The 17,098-nt window shown below is 53.1% G+C and carries 10 protein-coding genes; 8 read left to right on the plus strand and 2 right to left on the minus strand.

Annotated features, from left to right (window positions below; genetic code table 11):
- Positions 1–190 precede the first annotated feature (190 nt).
- From coaD to HG66A1_RS03905, 3 genes are all read left to right on the plus strand, one after another.
- A complete protein-coding gene (gene coaD / locus HG66A1_RS03895) occupies positions 191–721 on the plus strand; it encodes a pantetheine-phosphate adenylyltransferase (RefSeq protein ID WP_145180946.1) in 531 nt (176 codons plus the stop codon).
- 39 nt (positions 722–760) lie between these two features.
- The gene (locus HG66A1_RS03900; protein ID WP_145180947.1) at positions 761–1,354 is read left to right on the plus strand and encodes a thioredoxin family protein; all 594 of its coding nucleotides are present in this window, start codon (positions 761–763) and stop codon (positions 1,352–1,354) included.
- Between the two features lie 195 nt (positions 1,355–1,549).
- Positions 1,550–4,621 (plus strand): PVC-type heme-binding CxxCH protein, encoded by a 3,072-nt coding sequence (locus tag HG66A1_RS03905; RefSeq protein WP_197996971.1) that lies wholly within the window; start codon positions 1,550–1,552, stop codon positions 4,619–4,621.
- An 84-nt stretch (positions 4,622–4,705) separates the two neighbouring features.
- On the opposite strand, the gene HG66A1_RS03910 is transcribed toward HG66A1_RS03905, so the two are convergent.
- Both HG66A1_RS03910 and HG66A1_RS03915 read right to left on the minus strand, forming a co-directional pair.
- Positions 4,706–5,143, minus strand: coding sequence for a hypothetical protein (locus tag HG66A1_RS03910; RefSeq protein ID WP_145180949.1), 438 nt, complete (start codon positions 5,141–5,143; stop codon positions 4,706–4,708).
- 195 nt (positions 5,144–5,338) lie between these two features.
- Entirely contained in the window at positions 5,339–6,343 is a 1,005-nt protein-coding gene (locus HG66A1_RS03915; RefSeq protein ID WP_145180950.1) for a DUF1559 domain-containing protein, read from the minus strand.
- Between the two features lie 425 nt (positions 6,344–6,768).
- On the opposite strand from HG66A1_RS03915, the gene HG66A1_RS03920 reads away from it, so the two are divergent.
- From HG66A1_RS03920 to HG66A1_RS03940, 5 genes are all read left to right on the plus strand, one after another.
- Positions 6,769–7,326: a sigma-70 family RNA polymerase sigma factor gene (locus tag HG66A1_RS03920; RefSeq protein ID WP_187782046.1), complete on the plus strand. Its 558-nt coding sequence runs from the start codon at positions 6,769–6,771 to the stop codon at positions 7,324–7,326.
- Positions 7,323–9,035, plus strand: a complete 1,713-nt coding sequence (locus HG66A1_RS03925) for a FecR domain-containing protein (protein ID WP_145180952.1) — start codon at positions 7,323–7,325, stop codon at positions 9,033–9,035. Before HG66A1_RS03920 ends, HG66A1_RS03925 begins: the two co-directional genes overlap by 4 nt.
- 90 nt (positions 9,036–9,125) lie before the next feature.
- Complete coding sequence (locus HG66A1_RS03930; protein ID WP_197996972.1) at positions 9,126–12,353, plus strand: DUF1549 domain-containing protein; 3,228 nt, start codon at positions 9,126–9,128, stop codon at positions 12,351–12,353.
- A gap of 64 nt (positions 12,354–12,417) precedes the next feature.
- Complete coding sequence (locus HG66A1_RS03935; protein ID WP_145180954.1) at positions 12,418–13,872, plus strand: DUF1501 domain-containing protein; 1,455 nt, start codon at positions 12,418–12,420, stop codon at positions 13,870–13,872.
- 292 nt (positions 13,873–14,164) lie between these two features.
- Entirely contained in the window at positions 14,165–17,071 is a 2,907-nt protein-coding gene (locus HG66A1_RS03940) for a PSD1 and planctomycete cytochrome C domain-containing protein (RefSeq protein WP_145180955.1), read from the plus strand.
- Positions 17,072–17,098 lie beyond the last annotated feature (27 nt).

Consider the following 17,098-nt stretch of genomic DNA (forward strand, 5'->3'; position numbering starts at 1 on the left):
CGGTTTGCCTGAACTTGAAATTACAGATCCTATTACACTAGGTGTCGAGTTGATTTTCAATTCTGACTGCGGTTGGAATTCAAATCTGTTGATTCATCAGAGAAAGTGGAGGCTGTCCGTTTGGATCAATTGCGAATCCAGCTACAATGAAAGGAGTTATTGATCACCCCCGGAGAGGAAAGGCAGTGTCGTGACAGGTTCGCTCAATCCACATCATGCTGTTTATGTCGGCAGTTTTGATCCACCAACCCTGGGTCATCTGGATATTGTGGAACGGGGCGCCGTGATTTACGACAAGATCACCGTGGGCATCGGGATCAACCCCGATAAACGTCCGCTGTTTTCCCCCGAGGAACGACAACAACAGCTGGAACTGCTTGTCCAGAACTGTCCGAATGTGGAAGTCAAATGCTTCCAGGGGCTGGCTGTCAACTTCGTAAAAGAGTGTGGCGGCGGCGTCATGCTTCGCGGGTTGCGTACCTTGACCGATGTGGAAGCAGAATTCACGATGTCGCTGGCTAACCGCACGCTGGCAGGTGATATCGAAACGGTCTTCCTGATGGCCAGTGAAAAATATACGCACATCTCCAGTTCGCTGATCAAACAGATCGCGCAGCTGGGCGGTGATGTGGCTGAAGAGAAACTCAGGGACTTCGTACCCCGTCAGGTGGTCGCCCCCCTGATCGAAAAATTTGCATCAAAAACTTCTGCTCAGGAATAGCGTAATACTTCCTGATCAATTGAGAAAGGAGAACATACCATGGTCAAAACTGCCTCAACAATGTTGCCCCTCGGAACTCAGGCTCCCGACTTTTCACTGAAGAATGTCGACGGACAGACTGTATCGCTCAGCGATTTTAAAGATTCCAAAGGCCTGCTGGTCATCTTCATGTGCAATCACTGCCCCTTCGTGATTCACCTCCGCGAGGCACTGGCTGCATTTGCTGATGAATACATGGCGAAAGGCATGGCAGTCGTCGGCATCAGTGCCAACGATGTGGCCACTCACCCTGATGACAGTCCGGAAAAGATGGTCGAAGAAGCAAAATCCGCAGGCTATAACTTCCCTTATCTCTACGATGGGACTCAGGAAGTTGCCAAGGCCTACAAAGCAGCCTGTACTCCCGACTTCTTCCTGTTCGATCAGGAACAGAAACTCGTCTACCGTGGCCAGTTCGACGACAGCCGTCCCGGGAATGACAAACCCGTGACTGGTGCCGACCTCAAAGCGGCCTGTGATGCCGTGATCGCCGGAGATCCGGTCACCGAAAATCAGAAGCCCAGCATCGGCTGCAACATCAAATGGAAAGAAGGCATGGAACCGGAATACTTCACCGGACAGCCTGCTGTTTAAACGCTGTATCAGCTACACGAACTCAACTCTCTTCGCCGCCGGCGGAGAGAGTTTTTTCATGCGCGGTTCTCAAAAATCGGGGTTCCAGAAGAGCTCGCTTGTAATCAGGCAGGACCTGTGCCTACAATTTATTAACCTTCCTTCTTAATGTTCTGTGCACTGCAGGATGTCACTTTAGCCGTTGAGAGGTTTCTGATGCGTTCTATTCTCTGCAAACCGACTCTGCTTCTCACTGCAGGAACCATTCTCGCGATCGGAGCGATCAACGCTGGTCGCATCACTTCCGCTGAGAATCGTCCGATGCCAAATGATTCGCTGGCGGAAAAGCTGCCTCACCTGGAACCGACCGCACCGGACAAAGCAGAAGAGACCTTCCGCCTGCTCAACGGTTTTCGCATGGAACTGCTGGCGGCGGAACCTTTAGTCACCGATCCGGTAGCGATGCAGTATGACGAGAACGGACTCGCGTATGTGATCGAGATGAATGATTATCCCTACACGGATAAATCGAAAGATGAAGCCTGGGCTGAGCAGAAGTCAGCACCGATCGGCAAAGTGCGTGTGCTGGAAGATGTCGACGGGGACGGCAAATTCGATCGTTCGACGATCTTTGCCGAGGGGCTCTCCTGGCCCACCGGTCTGGCCTTCTGGAAAGGGGGCGTCTATGTCTCAGCGACTCCCGATATCTGGTATTTCAAAGATACTGACGGCGACCATAAAGCCGATATCAAACGCAAAGTCTTCACCGGCTTTCGCAAGTACAACGTGCAGGCCGTGATGAATAACCTCAAGTGGGGCCTCGATCATCAGATCTATGGTGCAGGGGGGAGTAACGGCGGAGTCATCCAGGTCGTAGGGGCTCCCAAGAGTGATCCGATCAACATGGGGCGTCGGGATTTCCGCTTTGATGCAGATACAGAAACGTTCGAAGTGATCTCTGGAGGCGCCCGCTTCGGAAATACTTTCGATGACTGGGGCAACCGGTTCATCTGTAACATCCGCAACCCGCTGATGCACATCGTTCTGCCGACAAAGTATTTGCAGCGGAATCGTTATCTGCCGGTGACTTCGGCCATCAATGATGTTGCCAATGCCGGCGATTCGATTGCCGTCTATCGCGTCAGTCCTCCCGAACCCTGGCGGATCATCAATGCCCGCCGTCTCTCCAATGATCCGGACTCTCGCTCACCCAGCAGTGAGAAGCATGCCACCGGTTTTGTGACTTCCGCTGCCGGGATTACCTTCTATCGGGGTGCCGCTTATCCGTCCGAGTATTACAACAATGCCTTTATCGGAGAGGTGGCCGGCAATCTCGTGATGCGGTATCGGGTCGCACCGGACGGGGTTACGTTTAAAGCGGATCGCGCCCATGAAAAAGTGGAATTCCTGGCGTCGACCGATAACTGGTTCCGGCCAGTCAACTTTCTGAACGCACCCGATGGGACGCTGCACGTGCTCGACATGTATCGCGAGAACATCGAGCATCCCTGGTCGATGCCCGAGGATATCAAGGCACATCTGGATCTCACCAGTGGACGCGACCGGGGCCGCATCTATCGGATGCTGCCTGCGAAATATCCGGATGGTTTCCAGAAACCGGAACCACCGCGACTGGGTGAAGCTGATATCAATCGACTGATTGCTGAACTGGAGAATCCGAATGTCTGGTGGCGTGATACCGCGCATCGACTGATCTATGAACGTCAGGATCCCCGGGCGATCCCTCTGCTGGTTCAACTCTTCCAGCAGAGCCCGTCTGCCCTGGCGCGGCTGCATGCACTCTGGTCTCTGCAGGGACTCAAGGCACTTGATGAAGAGCTGCTGCTGCAGGCCCTGTCTGACAGTGAACCGGAAATCAGGCGGGCCGGGGTCAGGCTGGCGGAGCCGGAATTGAATCAGAGTGCAGCACTGAAAAAGAAAGTCATTGCACTGGCGAAAGACGACGATTCCCGCGTCCGGTTCCAGACGGCTTTCACCCTGGGAGAAGTGACAGGACCGGAAGCGGCGAAAGCACTCTATACGATTGTTCGCCAGGATTATGGTGATCCCTGGATCCGAACGGCGGTGCTCAGTTCGTTGTCCGAATCGACGGCGGATTTCCTGGCCAGCCTGCTCTCAGATGTCAAGTTTGCAGCCAGCCCGCAGGCACGTCCTCTATTGAGCCAACTGGCCAATGTGATCGGGACACGACAGCAGCCAGCAGAAGTCGAACGAATCCTCGAACTGGCAGCCCGCTATGATTACCCTGATAAACCCCGGCAGACGGCTGCGGTGCAGACTGAGCTCCTGCGTGGGCTGGGAGAGGGGCTCAAGCGCAGTGGTAAATCACTGTTGCTGTATGCCACCAACGAGAATACGGATGCTGCTCGCCTGATCCGCACGCAGATCTCACAGGCGAAGAAAACCGCAGCTGATCGGCGGGAAACCTCTGCCAGACGGCTGGGATCTATCGACCTCCTGAGTTGCACCGATCTGGCTACTGCACAGTCAGCCCTGCTGCCATTGCTCGATGCGCGCGAAACACAGGAACTGCAGTCTGCGGTGGTGGTCGCACTCACCAGTTTTGCCGATCCCCGGGTCGCGGATCTGCTGCTGGAAAAATATCCCTCATTGACTCCCGCGATCAGAAGAGAAATAGTGGACCGTCTGCTCAGAAGGCAGGACTGGATTCTGCAACTGTTCTCTGCACTCGAGAATCGCACGGTTTCCTTGAGTCAGATTCCGCAAGTCCGGCGCGATATTCTGATGAAGAGTACGAATCCGGAAATTCAGAAGCAGGCAAAAAAGTTATTTGCCGGTGAGGTGCTCGGACCGCGTCGGGAGATTATCGCCGCCTATCAGCCTGCGTTGTCAGCGAAGACAGATCTCTCAGCTGGCAAGCGAATCTTTAAACGTGAATGCCTGACCTGTCACCGACTGGGGCAGGAAGGCTACGAAGTCGGCCCGAACCTGGAGACCATTAAAAACCGGACCGCTTCCGAAATTCTGGTGCATGTGCTCGACCCCAATAAAGAGGTCTCTCCCAATTACCTGGAATTTGTGGTGGTAACCGATGAGGGGCTGATTGAAACGGGAATCATTGTGAATGAAACGCCCTCCAGCATTACGCTCAAGAAGGCGGAGAATAAAAAGGTCACCATCCTGCGAGAGAATATCGATGAGATCAAAAGTTCCGGCAAGTCACTGATGCCAGAAGGCTTTGAGAAAAAGATTCAGACTCAGGAAATGGCTGATCTGATCGCTTATCTGTTGTCACTCGAAAACTGAGAAGACAACTCCGAAAGACCATAAAAAACGCCCCTGATTCCATGGAATTCAGGGGCGTTGATGTTTTGTGGTCAGCGGGTGGAATTATTCAGTGCTGAGCGTAAAGTTGATGATGTTTTCCCCCGGTTTGACCTCTTCGGTCAGAGTGGTTTGCGAATTGTACATGGGAGGAATCGTTTCTTTCGCCGGGGCGCCACTCTCTTCGCCGCCGGATTCTTCAGAAGCGCTGTCGGTCTGGGCCGTGGTGATGCTCACCTTGTGTTGACCGATCTTGGCTCCCTTGGTATCGCCTACGTATTCCAGTTCGTAGTTACCTTCGGCGTCGGTTACTCCCATGGAAGACCGACCATTTTCGGGGCTGAATACCACCATCACGTCGGTCAGTGGTTCACCATTCATTGTGATCGTACCGGTGACGGTTCCCAGGTCGGGCTGGTCAGTCGGGGCACCACCACAGCCGACCAGCGGCAGACAAAGGGCACACAACAATAAGAACCAGGTTGGTTTACCTGTTGATTTCATTCATCATCTCCTGAGCGCGTTTCGGCGACAATTCGCCGTGTAAGTATGGGAAAAAGCAAAGGACGATCTTAGAGCAGGGCTTGTGGAATCTCAACCCAGCGCAGAGAGGCGTAATCCGTAATAAGAGAGAGACAAGCAGCAGCATTGGCCGCTTGTCTCTCAAGAAAACAGATTCACTCTGGACGACCGCGTCGTTTAGAACTCACCGACGACGTTACCGTCATTGATGCCGATCAGATATTCGAACGTACTGTCGGCTGGAATGGAGGCGGCACGGTGATCGATGTTCTCGCTCAGGAAAGCAACGCGACCATCGCCAAACAGGAAGTGTGCTCCACCAACGTGCTTACTGCTGAATGCGATACGACCCTGTCCTGTTGATGCATTCGCGTTGATGGGAGCGGCGCCACCACCAAAGATGGAGATCAGTCCCTGGTTGGAACTGGAACCGGCAGAACTGATGGCAGGACCAGTGGCGTTGTAGTCACGGGCAGCATACAGGGCACCCGCAAACGCATTATTCGAACCCAGCTTGTAGGCCCGTTCCCCAGCCAGAATCACATTGCTGCTTCCGTCGGTCAGGTCGCGCATCCGTACGTTACTGTTCCGATAAAACGCACCGTTGGCGTAGTTGGTCGGATCGGTACCGGCGTCTTTCTTCAAACCATATGAGTTGTTGGACGCAATGTAGTTCGTGACGGCCAGACCGTATTCAGATCCACCAGTGGCCATGATCCGGCGGCCGGCTTCGACATGAATCTGTGGGCCAGTATCGGAAGGGCAGCGAAATACGGGCAATGTTTTCTGCATGGAGCCGCGGACCGTGGCATTATTCAGCATGGTCGAAACAGGAACGGTACCAACGTTGAGCTGGTTAAACAGTGGTGCCTGATCGAGATAAGGCAGCAGCAGAGCGTTCCAGGCCCAGTGACCTTCATTGTCGGCGACATGGCCGCCATTGGTGTTCAGGATCTCTTCCACGTAACCCGGGGGAAACATTCCGAAGGTTTCGTGGTAGTTGTGCATGGCCAGCCCGATCTGTTTCAGATTATTTTTGCAGGTACTGCGACGGGCTGCTTCGCGAGCCTGCTGTACAGCTGGTAACAGCAGAGCGATTAAAATAGCAATAATAGCGATGACCACCAGCAGTTCGATCAGGGTAAAACCCCGCTGGCGATTTGAGCGACTTACATTCTTCATTGAGTCGTTCCTGTTTTCTTAACTGGTTATGAGGAAATAATTTGTTCAGCTGGAGCAAGTAAAAAATGATGAGTCCAGAGAAACGCAGTACGTAAGAGGGGCGAAATAGAAAGGCTTCACCTGACCTTGTCGCAATAGAAATCAGACAAGGAGCCCCAGTAAAGCACTCGTATGTAAATACGTTGATTTACCGGAATATTTTTTGAAATATGACAAATATCTCATATTTTGCCGGCTGGAGAAGTGGCCGGGTGTGCAGGTTCGAGGTTTGAGCCTCGAAAGATTCCGATCTATATCAAAATTGCCCAATTGATGGGGTAAGTCGCTCTTTATGTGTACGATAGCTTAATAAGGCGACTTTCTTTTTGAAAAGCGGGTCGCGAATCAGTATCGTATTATTCAACAATATGAATGAAATCGTTCCGATGGATAATGAACAGCACCCGACTGACATCTCCGACGATTTGCATGTGAAATTTTTGCATGTATTTACCCAGCATCGGAACCAGATCTATTCGTATATTTTTTCTCTGCTGCCTCACAGGGATGATGCTGAGGACGTTTTTCAGCGGACCAGTCTGATCCTCTGGAAGAAGTTCCCCGAATACGATGAGTCGAGCAGTTTTTTTTCCTGGGCCTGTGGCGTCGCCTTTTATGAGGTCAAGAACTTCATCAGGGTGGCACAACGCAAACGACTGCAGTTCCGGGAAGATGTGATTGAACAGCTTGCCGACGAACGGGCCGGGATCCCTCAGCTGAAACTCGATCAGCGAGCCAGCACGCTGCAGGAATGTATCAAGAAATTAAAAGATAAAGACCGGGAACTGATTAATCAGGTCTATCGTGAGCAGACTCCTGTCAAGGAACTGGCGGACGCCGCAGGAGCAGCCATTCAGACGTTATATAACAGGCTGAATCAGATCCGCCGTCAGTTAACTCACTGTATTGAACGCACGTTGTCATATACAGGAGAGGGAAAATGAGCCAGAACAATCAGCATAACGAAATCCTGTATGAGCTGTTTGGTGCACTGTGCAATGAAAGCATCACGCCCGAGCAGCATCAGCAGCTTGAAGAGATTCTGGCTACCGATGCCGATGCCCGGGAAAAGTATTTCAACTATCTGGAGCTGCACCTGAATCTCGATCGTCTGCACGACGAACAGACAGACGCGGAATTTGAATTTCAACCGCATATTTCTCCCGCCAGTCAGACAAATACACTGCCCGAGAATGTCTGGAAAACGTCCCAGGTTCTGTTACTGATGAGCGCATTGATCTGTGTGACAGTCATCGTCAGTTTCGTCGCTCTGAGTCAGCCACAGGCACCCGCTCTGCTTAGTCAGGTGGGGCCCGCTATTCCCGCTCTTGACGAATCACCGCTCGCGAAAGTTACCCAGACCGCAGCAGTCCGTTTTGCAGAAGGTGCACCGCTGCTGAAAGTCGGTTCCCCGATCGAGGAAGGTCAGGAATATGCGATTTCGGCCGGTCAGCTGCAGCTGATTTTTGCCAATGGTGCGGAAGTGATTTTAACCGGTCCTGCCGTTTTTGAGAGCCAGGGCTGCGAGCATCTGGCGGTACGCTACGGTGCCTGTTCGGTTTATGCACCCGATGGTGCAGAAGGCTTTACCGTCGAAACCCCGCTCTCCAACGTTGTCGATTACGGCACCCGCTTCTCGGTGAATGTTTCAGAAGCAGGTATCACCGACGTGCAGGTGATTGAAGGCGAAACCGATGTTCGTCCCGTCAAGCTGGATCCGTCCTGTGATCTACCCCCCAAGCGTCTGACCCGGGGCATGGCGCAGCGGCTGACTACCAACAACGGTCTGGTCGTAGACGAAATTCCCTTCGACAAGAGCCAGTACGTTTCCCAGCTGCCCGACCGGATCGTAACTTATACGACATCCAAGGGCCCCAGCAACCGCGCCCAGGACCTGAAATGCGTGACTGTGCAGCGTGGCGGAAAACAATACCAATACGAAATCGAAGACCTGATTGGCGTCGAGCTGACACACTACACCGGGAAATCTTTCCTGACGCGGAATGACGGTGTCGACCCGGGTAAGGACGACAATTCAGAAACACTCCGTCGTCATCTGCTCGATCAGGACCACTGTCTGTTGACAGGCGTTGTCAATCCGGGTGGGTCTACCAGCCCCCTGACAACTCCGCCGGTGATGAATCCGGTCAACGATCCCAGTCAACCAAATACACCAGGTATGGCAGTCCGTTTCCATCAGCCGATCGTCAACGACGCCGGTCCGGATATCGTGCTGTTCGATCTGCAGGTCATCGTGCATAGCACTACTGGCGATGCCTTTTATGTCACTCCGCTCCCCTTTTCCTCAAAACTGAAAACACACAAAGTTGAACAGTTTGATATCGATCTGGCTTCTCCGGAAGCACAGCTGCTCGAGAAATTCTGGCTGCATATTTTCCAGCAGAAGAACAAGAATCAGCAGGATGCAATTCAATCGATCAGCGAACTGGAATCAGCCATCGGCAATGGTGGTAACTGGCATGTGGTCGGCGCGAAAGCTCTGGCTGTAGGCATTGATCTGTCCGACCTGGGAGTCCCGGAAGGCCAGACTGTCGACGGAATCTTCCTCCAGGATGCCCTCGACAACCAGGACATTGTCGATCCGGTCTTTATTGCCGGGTTCCCTCCGTTGAAACATACCACTGAAAAATAACTGCATTACTGCATAACAATAAATTCGAGTACGTTCAGAAGATAGATACCCTTTTATTTTCAGCGTCGCTAAATGAAAGAGACTAAATTCATGAGACTCCTTGCTGTTAGTCTATTGCTGTTAATCTCGGTCCCTGCGGTCCACGCAGCCGATAAAGCTCAAACTCCGAACGCCGCTGATGCGCATCAGCAGTTGAAGTTCTTCGAGAAAAATGTACGCCCCCTGCTGATTAAACACTGCCTGGAATGCCATGGCGAAAAGAAGCAGAAAGGTGAACTGCGGCTGGACTCTCTCAAAGCAATGCTGCAGGGGGGAGAGAGCGGTTCTGCTTCGGTCGTGCCCGGAAAATCGTCCGAAAGTCTGCTGATCGAGGCTGTCAAATACGAATCATACGAAATGCCACCCGAGAAGAAGCTCTCTGATAAAGAGATTGCCGTGCTGACTCGCTGGGTGGATGAAGGCGCATTCTGGCCACAGCACGAAGATCATGTTATCAAACAGCGGAAAAATGAAACCTTCTTCACCGAAGAAGATCGCAGCTTCTGGGTCTTCCAGCCGGTCGAGGAGCCCAAGGTTCCCCAAGTGGATCAGGCACAGTGGTCAAAGAACCCCGTCGATGCATTCGTCTATCGCCGTCTGAAAAAAGAAGGTCTCACTCCCGCGGATGAAGCGAGCCGGACGGCACTGATTCGGCGTGCCTACTTCGACCTGCTGGGACTGCCTCCCACCGTCGAGCAAATCAACGCTTTTGTGAATGATCCCTCTCCCGATGCCTGGCCACGTCTGATTGACGAGCTGCTGGAAAGCCCGCACTACGGCGAAAAGTGGGCCCGTCACTGGCTGGACGTTGTCCGCTATGCGGAATCGGATGGTTTCAACCAGGATGCATTCCGACCGGAAATCTGGCGTTACCGGGACTATGTCATTGAGTCATTCAATTCAGACAAGCCTTACTCCCGCTTCGTCAAGGAACAATTGGCCGGCGATGAAATCGCTCCCGAAGATCCCAATGCTCTGGCAGCCACCGGCTTCCTGAGACACTACCTCTACGAGTACAACCAGCGTGATTCTCGTACTCAGTGGAATGACATTCTGGATAATATCACCGATGCTACCGGGGATGTGTTCCTGGGCGTCAGCATGGGTTGTGCCCGCTGCCACGATCATAAGTTCGATCCGATTCCCAACCAGGACTATTATCGCCTGCGGGCCTTCTTTGCTCCGCTGATGCCCCGCGATGACGTTCCTTTTGCGACTCCACAGGAGCAGGCAGAATACAATCAAAAACTTGAAGTCTGGGAAAAGAAAACCGCTGATATTCGCGCTCAAATTGATGAGCTCACCAAAAGTAAGCTGGAGCGGGCCGCTGCGAATCAGATTAAGATGTTCCCGCCCGACCTCCAGGAAATTATGGCTAAGCCGCAAGGAGAGTGGACCGCGCTGGAACACCAGCTGGCCGATCTCATTCAGCGACAGGTCGACATTCAGGAAAGCCGGGCGCTGGCTTCTCTGAAGAAGAGCGACAAGGATGACGGCAAGAAATACAACGAACTGCTCAAGCAGCTGGCGGCCTTCGATGATCTGAAGCCCAAACCGCTGCCAACCGGTATGAGTGTTACTGACGCGCCCGGTGCACCACCGGTGACCACGATTCCCGATGATCCAAGCCATACGCCCATCGATCCCGGATTCCTCTCGCTGCTTAAGCCGGGAGAAGCCGAGATTATGCAGATTTCAACCGCCCCGCATTCTTCAGGGCGACGTACTGCACTGGCGAACTGGATGGTCGATCCCAATAACCGGCTCACAACCCGTGTGATGACCAACCGGGTCTGGCAGTACCATTTCGGTACCGGCCTGGTCGCGACTTCCAACGACTTCGGTCACATGGGAGAAGCACCGACTCATCCCGAGTTGCTCGACTGGTTGACCTCCTATTTCGTAGAAAATAACTGGAGTATCAAGAGTCTGCACCGGTTGATCATGAATTCGAAGACCTACCGTCTGTCGGCCTTTCATCCCAATCCGGGACCGGCTGAGTTGAAAGATCCCCAGAACCGTCTGTACTGGCGGGGAAATATCCGTCGCCTGAATGCGGAAGACATTCGCGATGCGGCACTGCTGATTTCAGGTGAACTGGATACAAAACTGGGCGGCCCCAGTGTCAGTGCCAGCCAGCCGCGACGCAGTGTCTACACCATCATGAAGCGGAATAAGCAGGATGAAGTCCTCGGGGCGTTCGACCTGCCGGGCGGCATTCAGAGTACTGCCAAGCGGGATGTCACCACGACCGCAAACCAGGCTCTGTTGATGCTCAACGGAAAATGGTTCCTGTCGCGTGCCAAAGCCATGGCCCGCACAGTCAAGTCGGAATCATTTAAAGATGACCGGGAACTGGTTTCGTTCCTGCATCAGAAGACATACGGCAAGAAACCGGAACCGGCGGAAATTGATCTTATGCTTGGCTTCCTCAAATCACAGGAAAAACGCGTAGCAGCTGCAGCCGAATCTCAACAGCAGACCTACGTTGGTCAGATCACGCAGACCGATGCGGAAGCAGTCAAGCTGGGTAAAGGCTCGACGCTGAATGATCTGCACCTGTCTCCAGCCCATGCGTTGCCCGATGAAGATTTCACAATCGAAGCAACGGTCAAACTGGATTCCATCTATGAGAACGCCGCCGTCAATACGATCGCCTCTCACTGGACCGGTAATAATAAACAGCAGGGCTGGTCTCTGGGAGTCACCAGTCAGAAGTCTGCTTACAAGCCGCGGAATCTGATTCTGCAGTTAGTCGGTAAGAACAAGGAAGGCAAACTGACTTACGAAGTTGTGCCTTCCAACATCCACCTGGAACTCAATAAGCCCTATTACGTCGCCGCAACCGTCGATATTTCAGAGACCGGAGAGTCCGGCATTCACTTCTATGTGAAAGCCCTTGACTCGCAGGAACCTGTGCAGACAGCTGCAGTAAAACACAAGGTCGTCGGCGACTATCGTCCGGGGCATGATTTTATTCTGGGCGGTCGCGAGAAAACCTCCGGCAGTCGCTGGAACGGGATGCTCGACAATGTCCGGCTATCTCGTGCAGCACTGACCCCGGAAGAACTTTTGATTAATAAGCCGGAACAGCGGCCCGAGTCCGTGGTCGGTTTCTGGCAGTTTAATACACAGCAGGGACTGCTGAAAAACAGTCTGGCTGATCGTCTGCATCTGTCTGCTCCCGCTGGTTCGGGAGGCGCTGATGCACGACAGCAGGCCCTCGTTGACTTGTGTCACGTGATGTTGAACTCCAACGGATTTCTGTATCTCGATTAAGGATCAAGCAGAAACGCCATCAAACACCCGTGACCATTAAACGCTTTTGCGGAAAGATAATCTCATGAATCAATATCAGGATATCAATACTGTCGTCAATCGTCGTCAGCTCCTCATGCAGGCTGGAGCCGGCTTCGGTGGGATCGCTTTGAACGCCATGCTCGCACAGCAGGCCGAAGCAGCTGCAAAGACGAAACCAAAGAAGCCTACGCAATCATTTTCACCTCTGTCAGCCAAGCAGACGCACTTCCCGGCAACCGCGAAGAGTGTAATCTTCCTGTTCATGGAAGGGGGCCCCAGCCACATCGACATGTTCGATCCCAAGCCGGCACTGCAGAAGCTGGCTGGCAAACCGCTGCCCGACAGTTTCGAAAAGCCGATTACCGCGATGGGCGAAATCAACGCTCCCCTGCTGGCATCCAAACGCAAATGGAAACAGCACGGCGAAGCCGGTACCTGGGTTTCCGACTGGTTGCCGAATATCGCAACCTGTGTCGATGACATCGCTGTCGTACGCGGCTGCTGGACTAACGGGATTAACCACGCCGGTGGTGTCTGCCAGATGAATACCTGCATCCCGCTCGCCGGGCGTCCTTCACTCGGCAGTTGGGTGACTTATGGACTGGGAACCGAAAACGAAAGTCTGCCCGCCTTCGTCGTTATTCAGGATAACAACGGCACGGTAGTCAATGGTCCGCGTAACTGGGGAACGGCTTTCATTCCCGCCGTGTACCAGGGAACCCGCTTGAATACAGGTAAGGAACCTATCTCCAATCTGTATCGTCCCGATGATGTGTTTGTCACCCAGGAATCAGGCAAACTGGATCTGCTTGCCAAGCTGAATGAGCGGCATGCTGCGTCCCGCAAACAGCAGTCTGAACTGGATGCTCGAATTGAATCCTACGAGCTGGCGTTCCGCATGCAGGCTGCTGCTCCCGAAGCTGTCGACCTGACTCAGGAAACCCAGGCGACCCGGGAAATGTACGGGATGGACGAGAAAGAGACCCAGGTCTACGGCACCAACTGTCTGCTGGCCCGCCGCCTGGTCGAACGCGGCGTCCGCTTCGTGCAGCTCTACAATGGTGCTGGTAGTAAGTGGGATTCACACTCCGGTATTGAAAAACGTCATTCGGCACTCTGTCGCGGCATGGATAAATGTGTTGCCGGCTTGCTCAAAGACCTCAAGCAGCGTGGTCTGCTCGATTCGACTCTCGTCGTCTGGGGCGGAGAATTTGGTCGAACCCCGATGAGTGAAAAAGGGGATGGCCGCGATCATAACCCGACCGGCTTTACCATGTTCATGGCTGGTGGCGGTGTGAAAGGGGGCCAGACGATCGGCGGGACCGACGAATTGGGCCTCTATGCCGTCGAAGACCGGATGCATGTGAAAGACATTCACACCAGTATTTATCACCTGCTCGGTCTGAGTAACATGAAGCTGGAATATCGCCACAAGGGAAGTCCGGAACGCCCCACGCTGAACGAAGGGGAATTCATGGAAAAACTGGTGACTGGCTAGTTGATTGTATAAGTGTATTTAAAATAATACTTTACGAATAGATGAGCGGTTTGCGTGCTGTCAAAGGTCACCAAACCGCTCTTTTTTATGTAACCCGGACCTTTTTACCGTTTCTGATTAATCCAACCCGTTTGAAAATCCTCTCTTGCACTTCGGGGTAAAACCGATACCATAATATATAAGCAACTTTTAGTTATTATTCGACTTTGAGCTGCTCATGAGCCCTCCATTTAGACTGCCTGGTTCCGCCGGGTAGCCCTCACCATAAACCTTACCATGAGAGTCTTCTTCTATGATCGGTCGACTTTTCCTGGCGTCTCTGTTTTCTGCATCCGTCTGTCTGACTTCAACTCAGGCCGCTGAGTCTGAGAAAAAAACGGATACGCTCTCCTTTGAGAACGATGTGCGCAAGATTCTCAAAGTCCACTGTCTGCACTGCCATGGCGAAAATGGCGAGATGGAAGGCAGTCTCGATCTCCGTCTCAAGCGGTTCATGGTCAAAGGGGGCGACAGCGGTCCCTCCATCGTGCCGGGCAAGAGTGGCGAGAGTGAACTGATCGCCCGCATCGAAGCCAAAGAGATGCCTCCCGAAGGCAAGCACATGCCTGATGAGGAACTCGCGATTCTCAAACAGTGGATCGATCAGGGCGCGCATACGCTGCGTCCCGAACCGGAAAAAATCGGCGATGATTATATTGCTCCCGACGATCTGGCTTTCTGGTCATTCCAGCCTGTTAAAAATCCTCCCGTACCACAGGTGAAACAACCCAAACTGGTCCGCCAGCCAATCGACGCGTTCCTGCTGTCCAAACTGGAAGAAAAAGATCTGACCTTTACAGCGGAAGCAGCCAAAGCATCGCTGGCACGACGTGCGTTTTACGATCTGATTGGCCTGCCTCCCACTCCGGAAGAACTGAAGCAGTTTCTGGATGACAAGAGTCCGGACGCCTATGAAAAACTGATCGACCGTCTGCTCGCTTCGCCGCATTACGGAGAACGCTGGGGACGTCACTGGCTGGATGTCGCCGGGTATGCTGACTCCGAAGGCTACAACAACAAAGATCAGGAACGCCCCTGGGCTTTCCGCTACCGTGATTACGTCATCAAGTCGTTCAACGAAGATAAGCCTTACGATCAATTCCTGCAGGAACAACTGGCCGGCGATGAAATGGTCAAGCCGCCTTATCACAAGTTGAGTCCGGAAGACATGCAGAAGCTGGTCGCCACGGGTTTTCTGCGTATGGCCCCGGATGGCACCGGCAGCAACCCTGCTGAAAAGGAAGTCGCGAAAAACCAGGTTGTGACAGACACCGTGGACATTGTTTCGTCTTCCATCCTGGGAATGACCGTCGCGTGTGCCCAGTGCCACGATCACAAATACGACCCGATTCCACAGAACGACTATTATCGCTTCCGTGCCATTTTCGAACCAGCGCTGGACTGGAAAAACTGGCGGACACCTGCCGGACGTCGGATTTCGATCATGTCGGACGCCGATCGCCAGAAAGCGAACGAGCTGGAAAAAGAAGCCCAGAAAGTCCTCGCGGAACGTACCGAACTGGTCAACAAGTTTATCGACCGTACTCTCGAGCGTGAACTGCTGGAGGTGCCTGAAGAGAAGCGGGAAGCCGCCCGGAAAGCTTATAAAACGGCCGGTAAAGAACGGACCAAGGAGCAGGTGGCCCTGCTGAAGGACTATCCCCGTATTAACCGTCTCTCTGCAGGTTCGTTGTATCTCTACGACCGGACTCTGTATGAGCAGTCCAGCAAAGCAACTCAGAAATCCAAGGAACTGGCTCGCGATCTGGTCGAAAAAGTCAAAACAGAGACGCTGGCCAAAATTCCGGAAGACCGCAAAGCACTGGCTTTAGCTGCACAGAAAGCCGACGCGAAGAAGCGGACGGAAGAAGAGAAGAAAATTATCGAAGAGTTCCCGGGCCTCCTGGTTTCGACAACAAATCTGAAGGATTTCGATCCTGAAGGAGCCGCGCAGGTACAGCACTTCAAAGATGAAGCCAAGCGGTTTAACGATCTGAAGACCACGGCGATTCTCAAGGAATACAGTGACAAAGCGGCCAAGATCCGTGAGAAAAAACCGCAGGAAGAATTCATTCGTGTTCTCACTGAAGTCCCGGGGAAAGTGCCCAAAACCTTCTTCTTCAATCGGGGTGACTTCGAACAACCCAAACATGAACTGGAACCTGCAGGCCTGTCGGTCGTCAAAACCAGTCTGAACCAGCAGGTTGAAATTCCAGCTCAGAATAAAGACATTCCCACAACGGGACGTCGTCTGGCCTACGCGAAGTACATCACCAACGGCGAGCATCCGCTGACGGCCCGTGTGTTTGTGAACCGTCTCTGGCTGCATCACTTCGGGAAAGGGATCGTGGCTTCGCCAACTGACTTCGGCAAGCTGGGCATTCCGCCAACGCACAGTGAACTGCTAGACTGGCTGGCTCACGATTTCGTTTCCAACGGATGGAAAATTAAACGTCTGCACAAGATGATGATGACCTCCACCGCTTACATGCAGAGTGCACAACGATCCGACGAATATGACGTCGTCGACCCAGACAACCTGCTCTACGGTCATATGCCGGTTCGTCGTCTCGAAGCAGAAACGATTCGCGATTCCATCATTGCTGTGACAGGCAAACTGAAGAACGACCTGTATGGTACGCCGGTTCCCGTCAAAGAAGACGAAGTCGGTCAGATCGTGGTTGGGATCTCCAATGTCGATTCCGCCGGTCGCCAGGGTAAGAATATCAAGATGGACGATCGCCAGTTCCGCCGCAGCATCTATGTCGCGGTCAGCCGCAGTAAACCGCTGGCGGTACTGGATATGTTCGATGCTCCCAAGATGGAACCCAACTGTGAAAAACGATCCTCCTCCACCGTGGCTCCACAGTCACTGTTGATGATGAACAGTGGCTTCATGGTGGAACATGCCGAGTACTTCGCAGAACGTCTGCAGAAAGAGCGGGCCGGCAATAAAGCGGAACAGGTCAAACTGGCCTGGATGCTGGCCTACGGTAAAGAACCGACGGCCGAAGAAATTAAACAGTCGATTGCGTTTATTGATTCACAGATTCCTCAGTTTGATAAGAAAAACAGTGCAGGCAAAACTCCGGAACAGCTGGCACTGGCAACCTTCTGCCAGGCCCTGCTCAGCAGTAACGGATTCCTGTATGTCGACTGAGGCGGGGCGCTGAATTTCAGCCGCACG

It is taken from the genome of Gimesia chilikensis (assembly GCF_007744075.1).
Taxonomy (GTDB): Bacteria; Planctomycetota; Planctomycetia; order Planctomycetales; family Planctomycetaceae; genus Gimesia; species Gimesia chilikensis_A.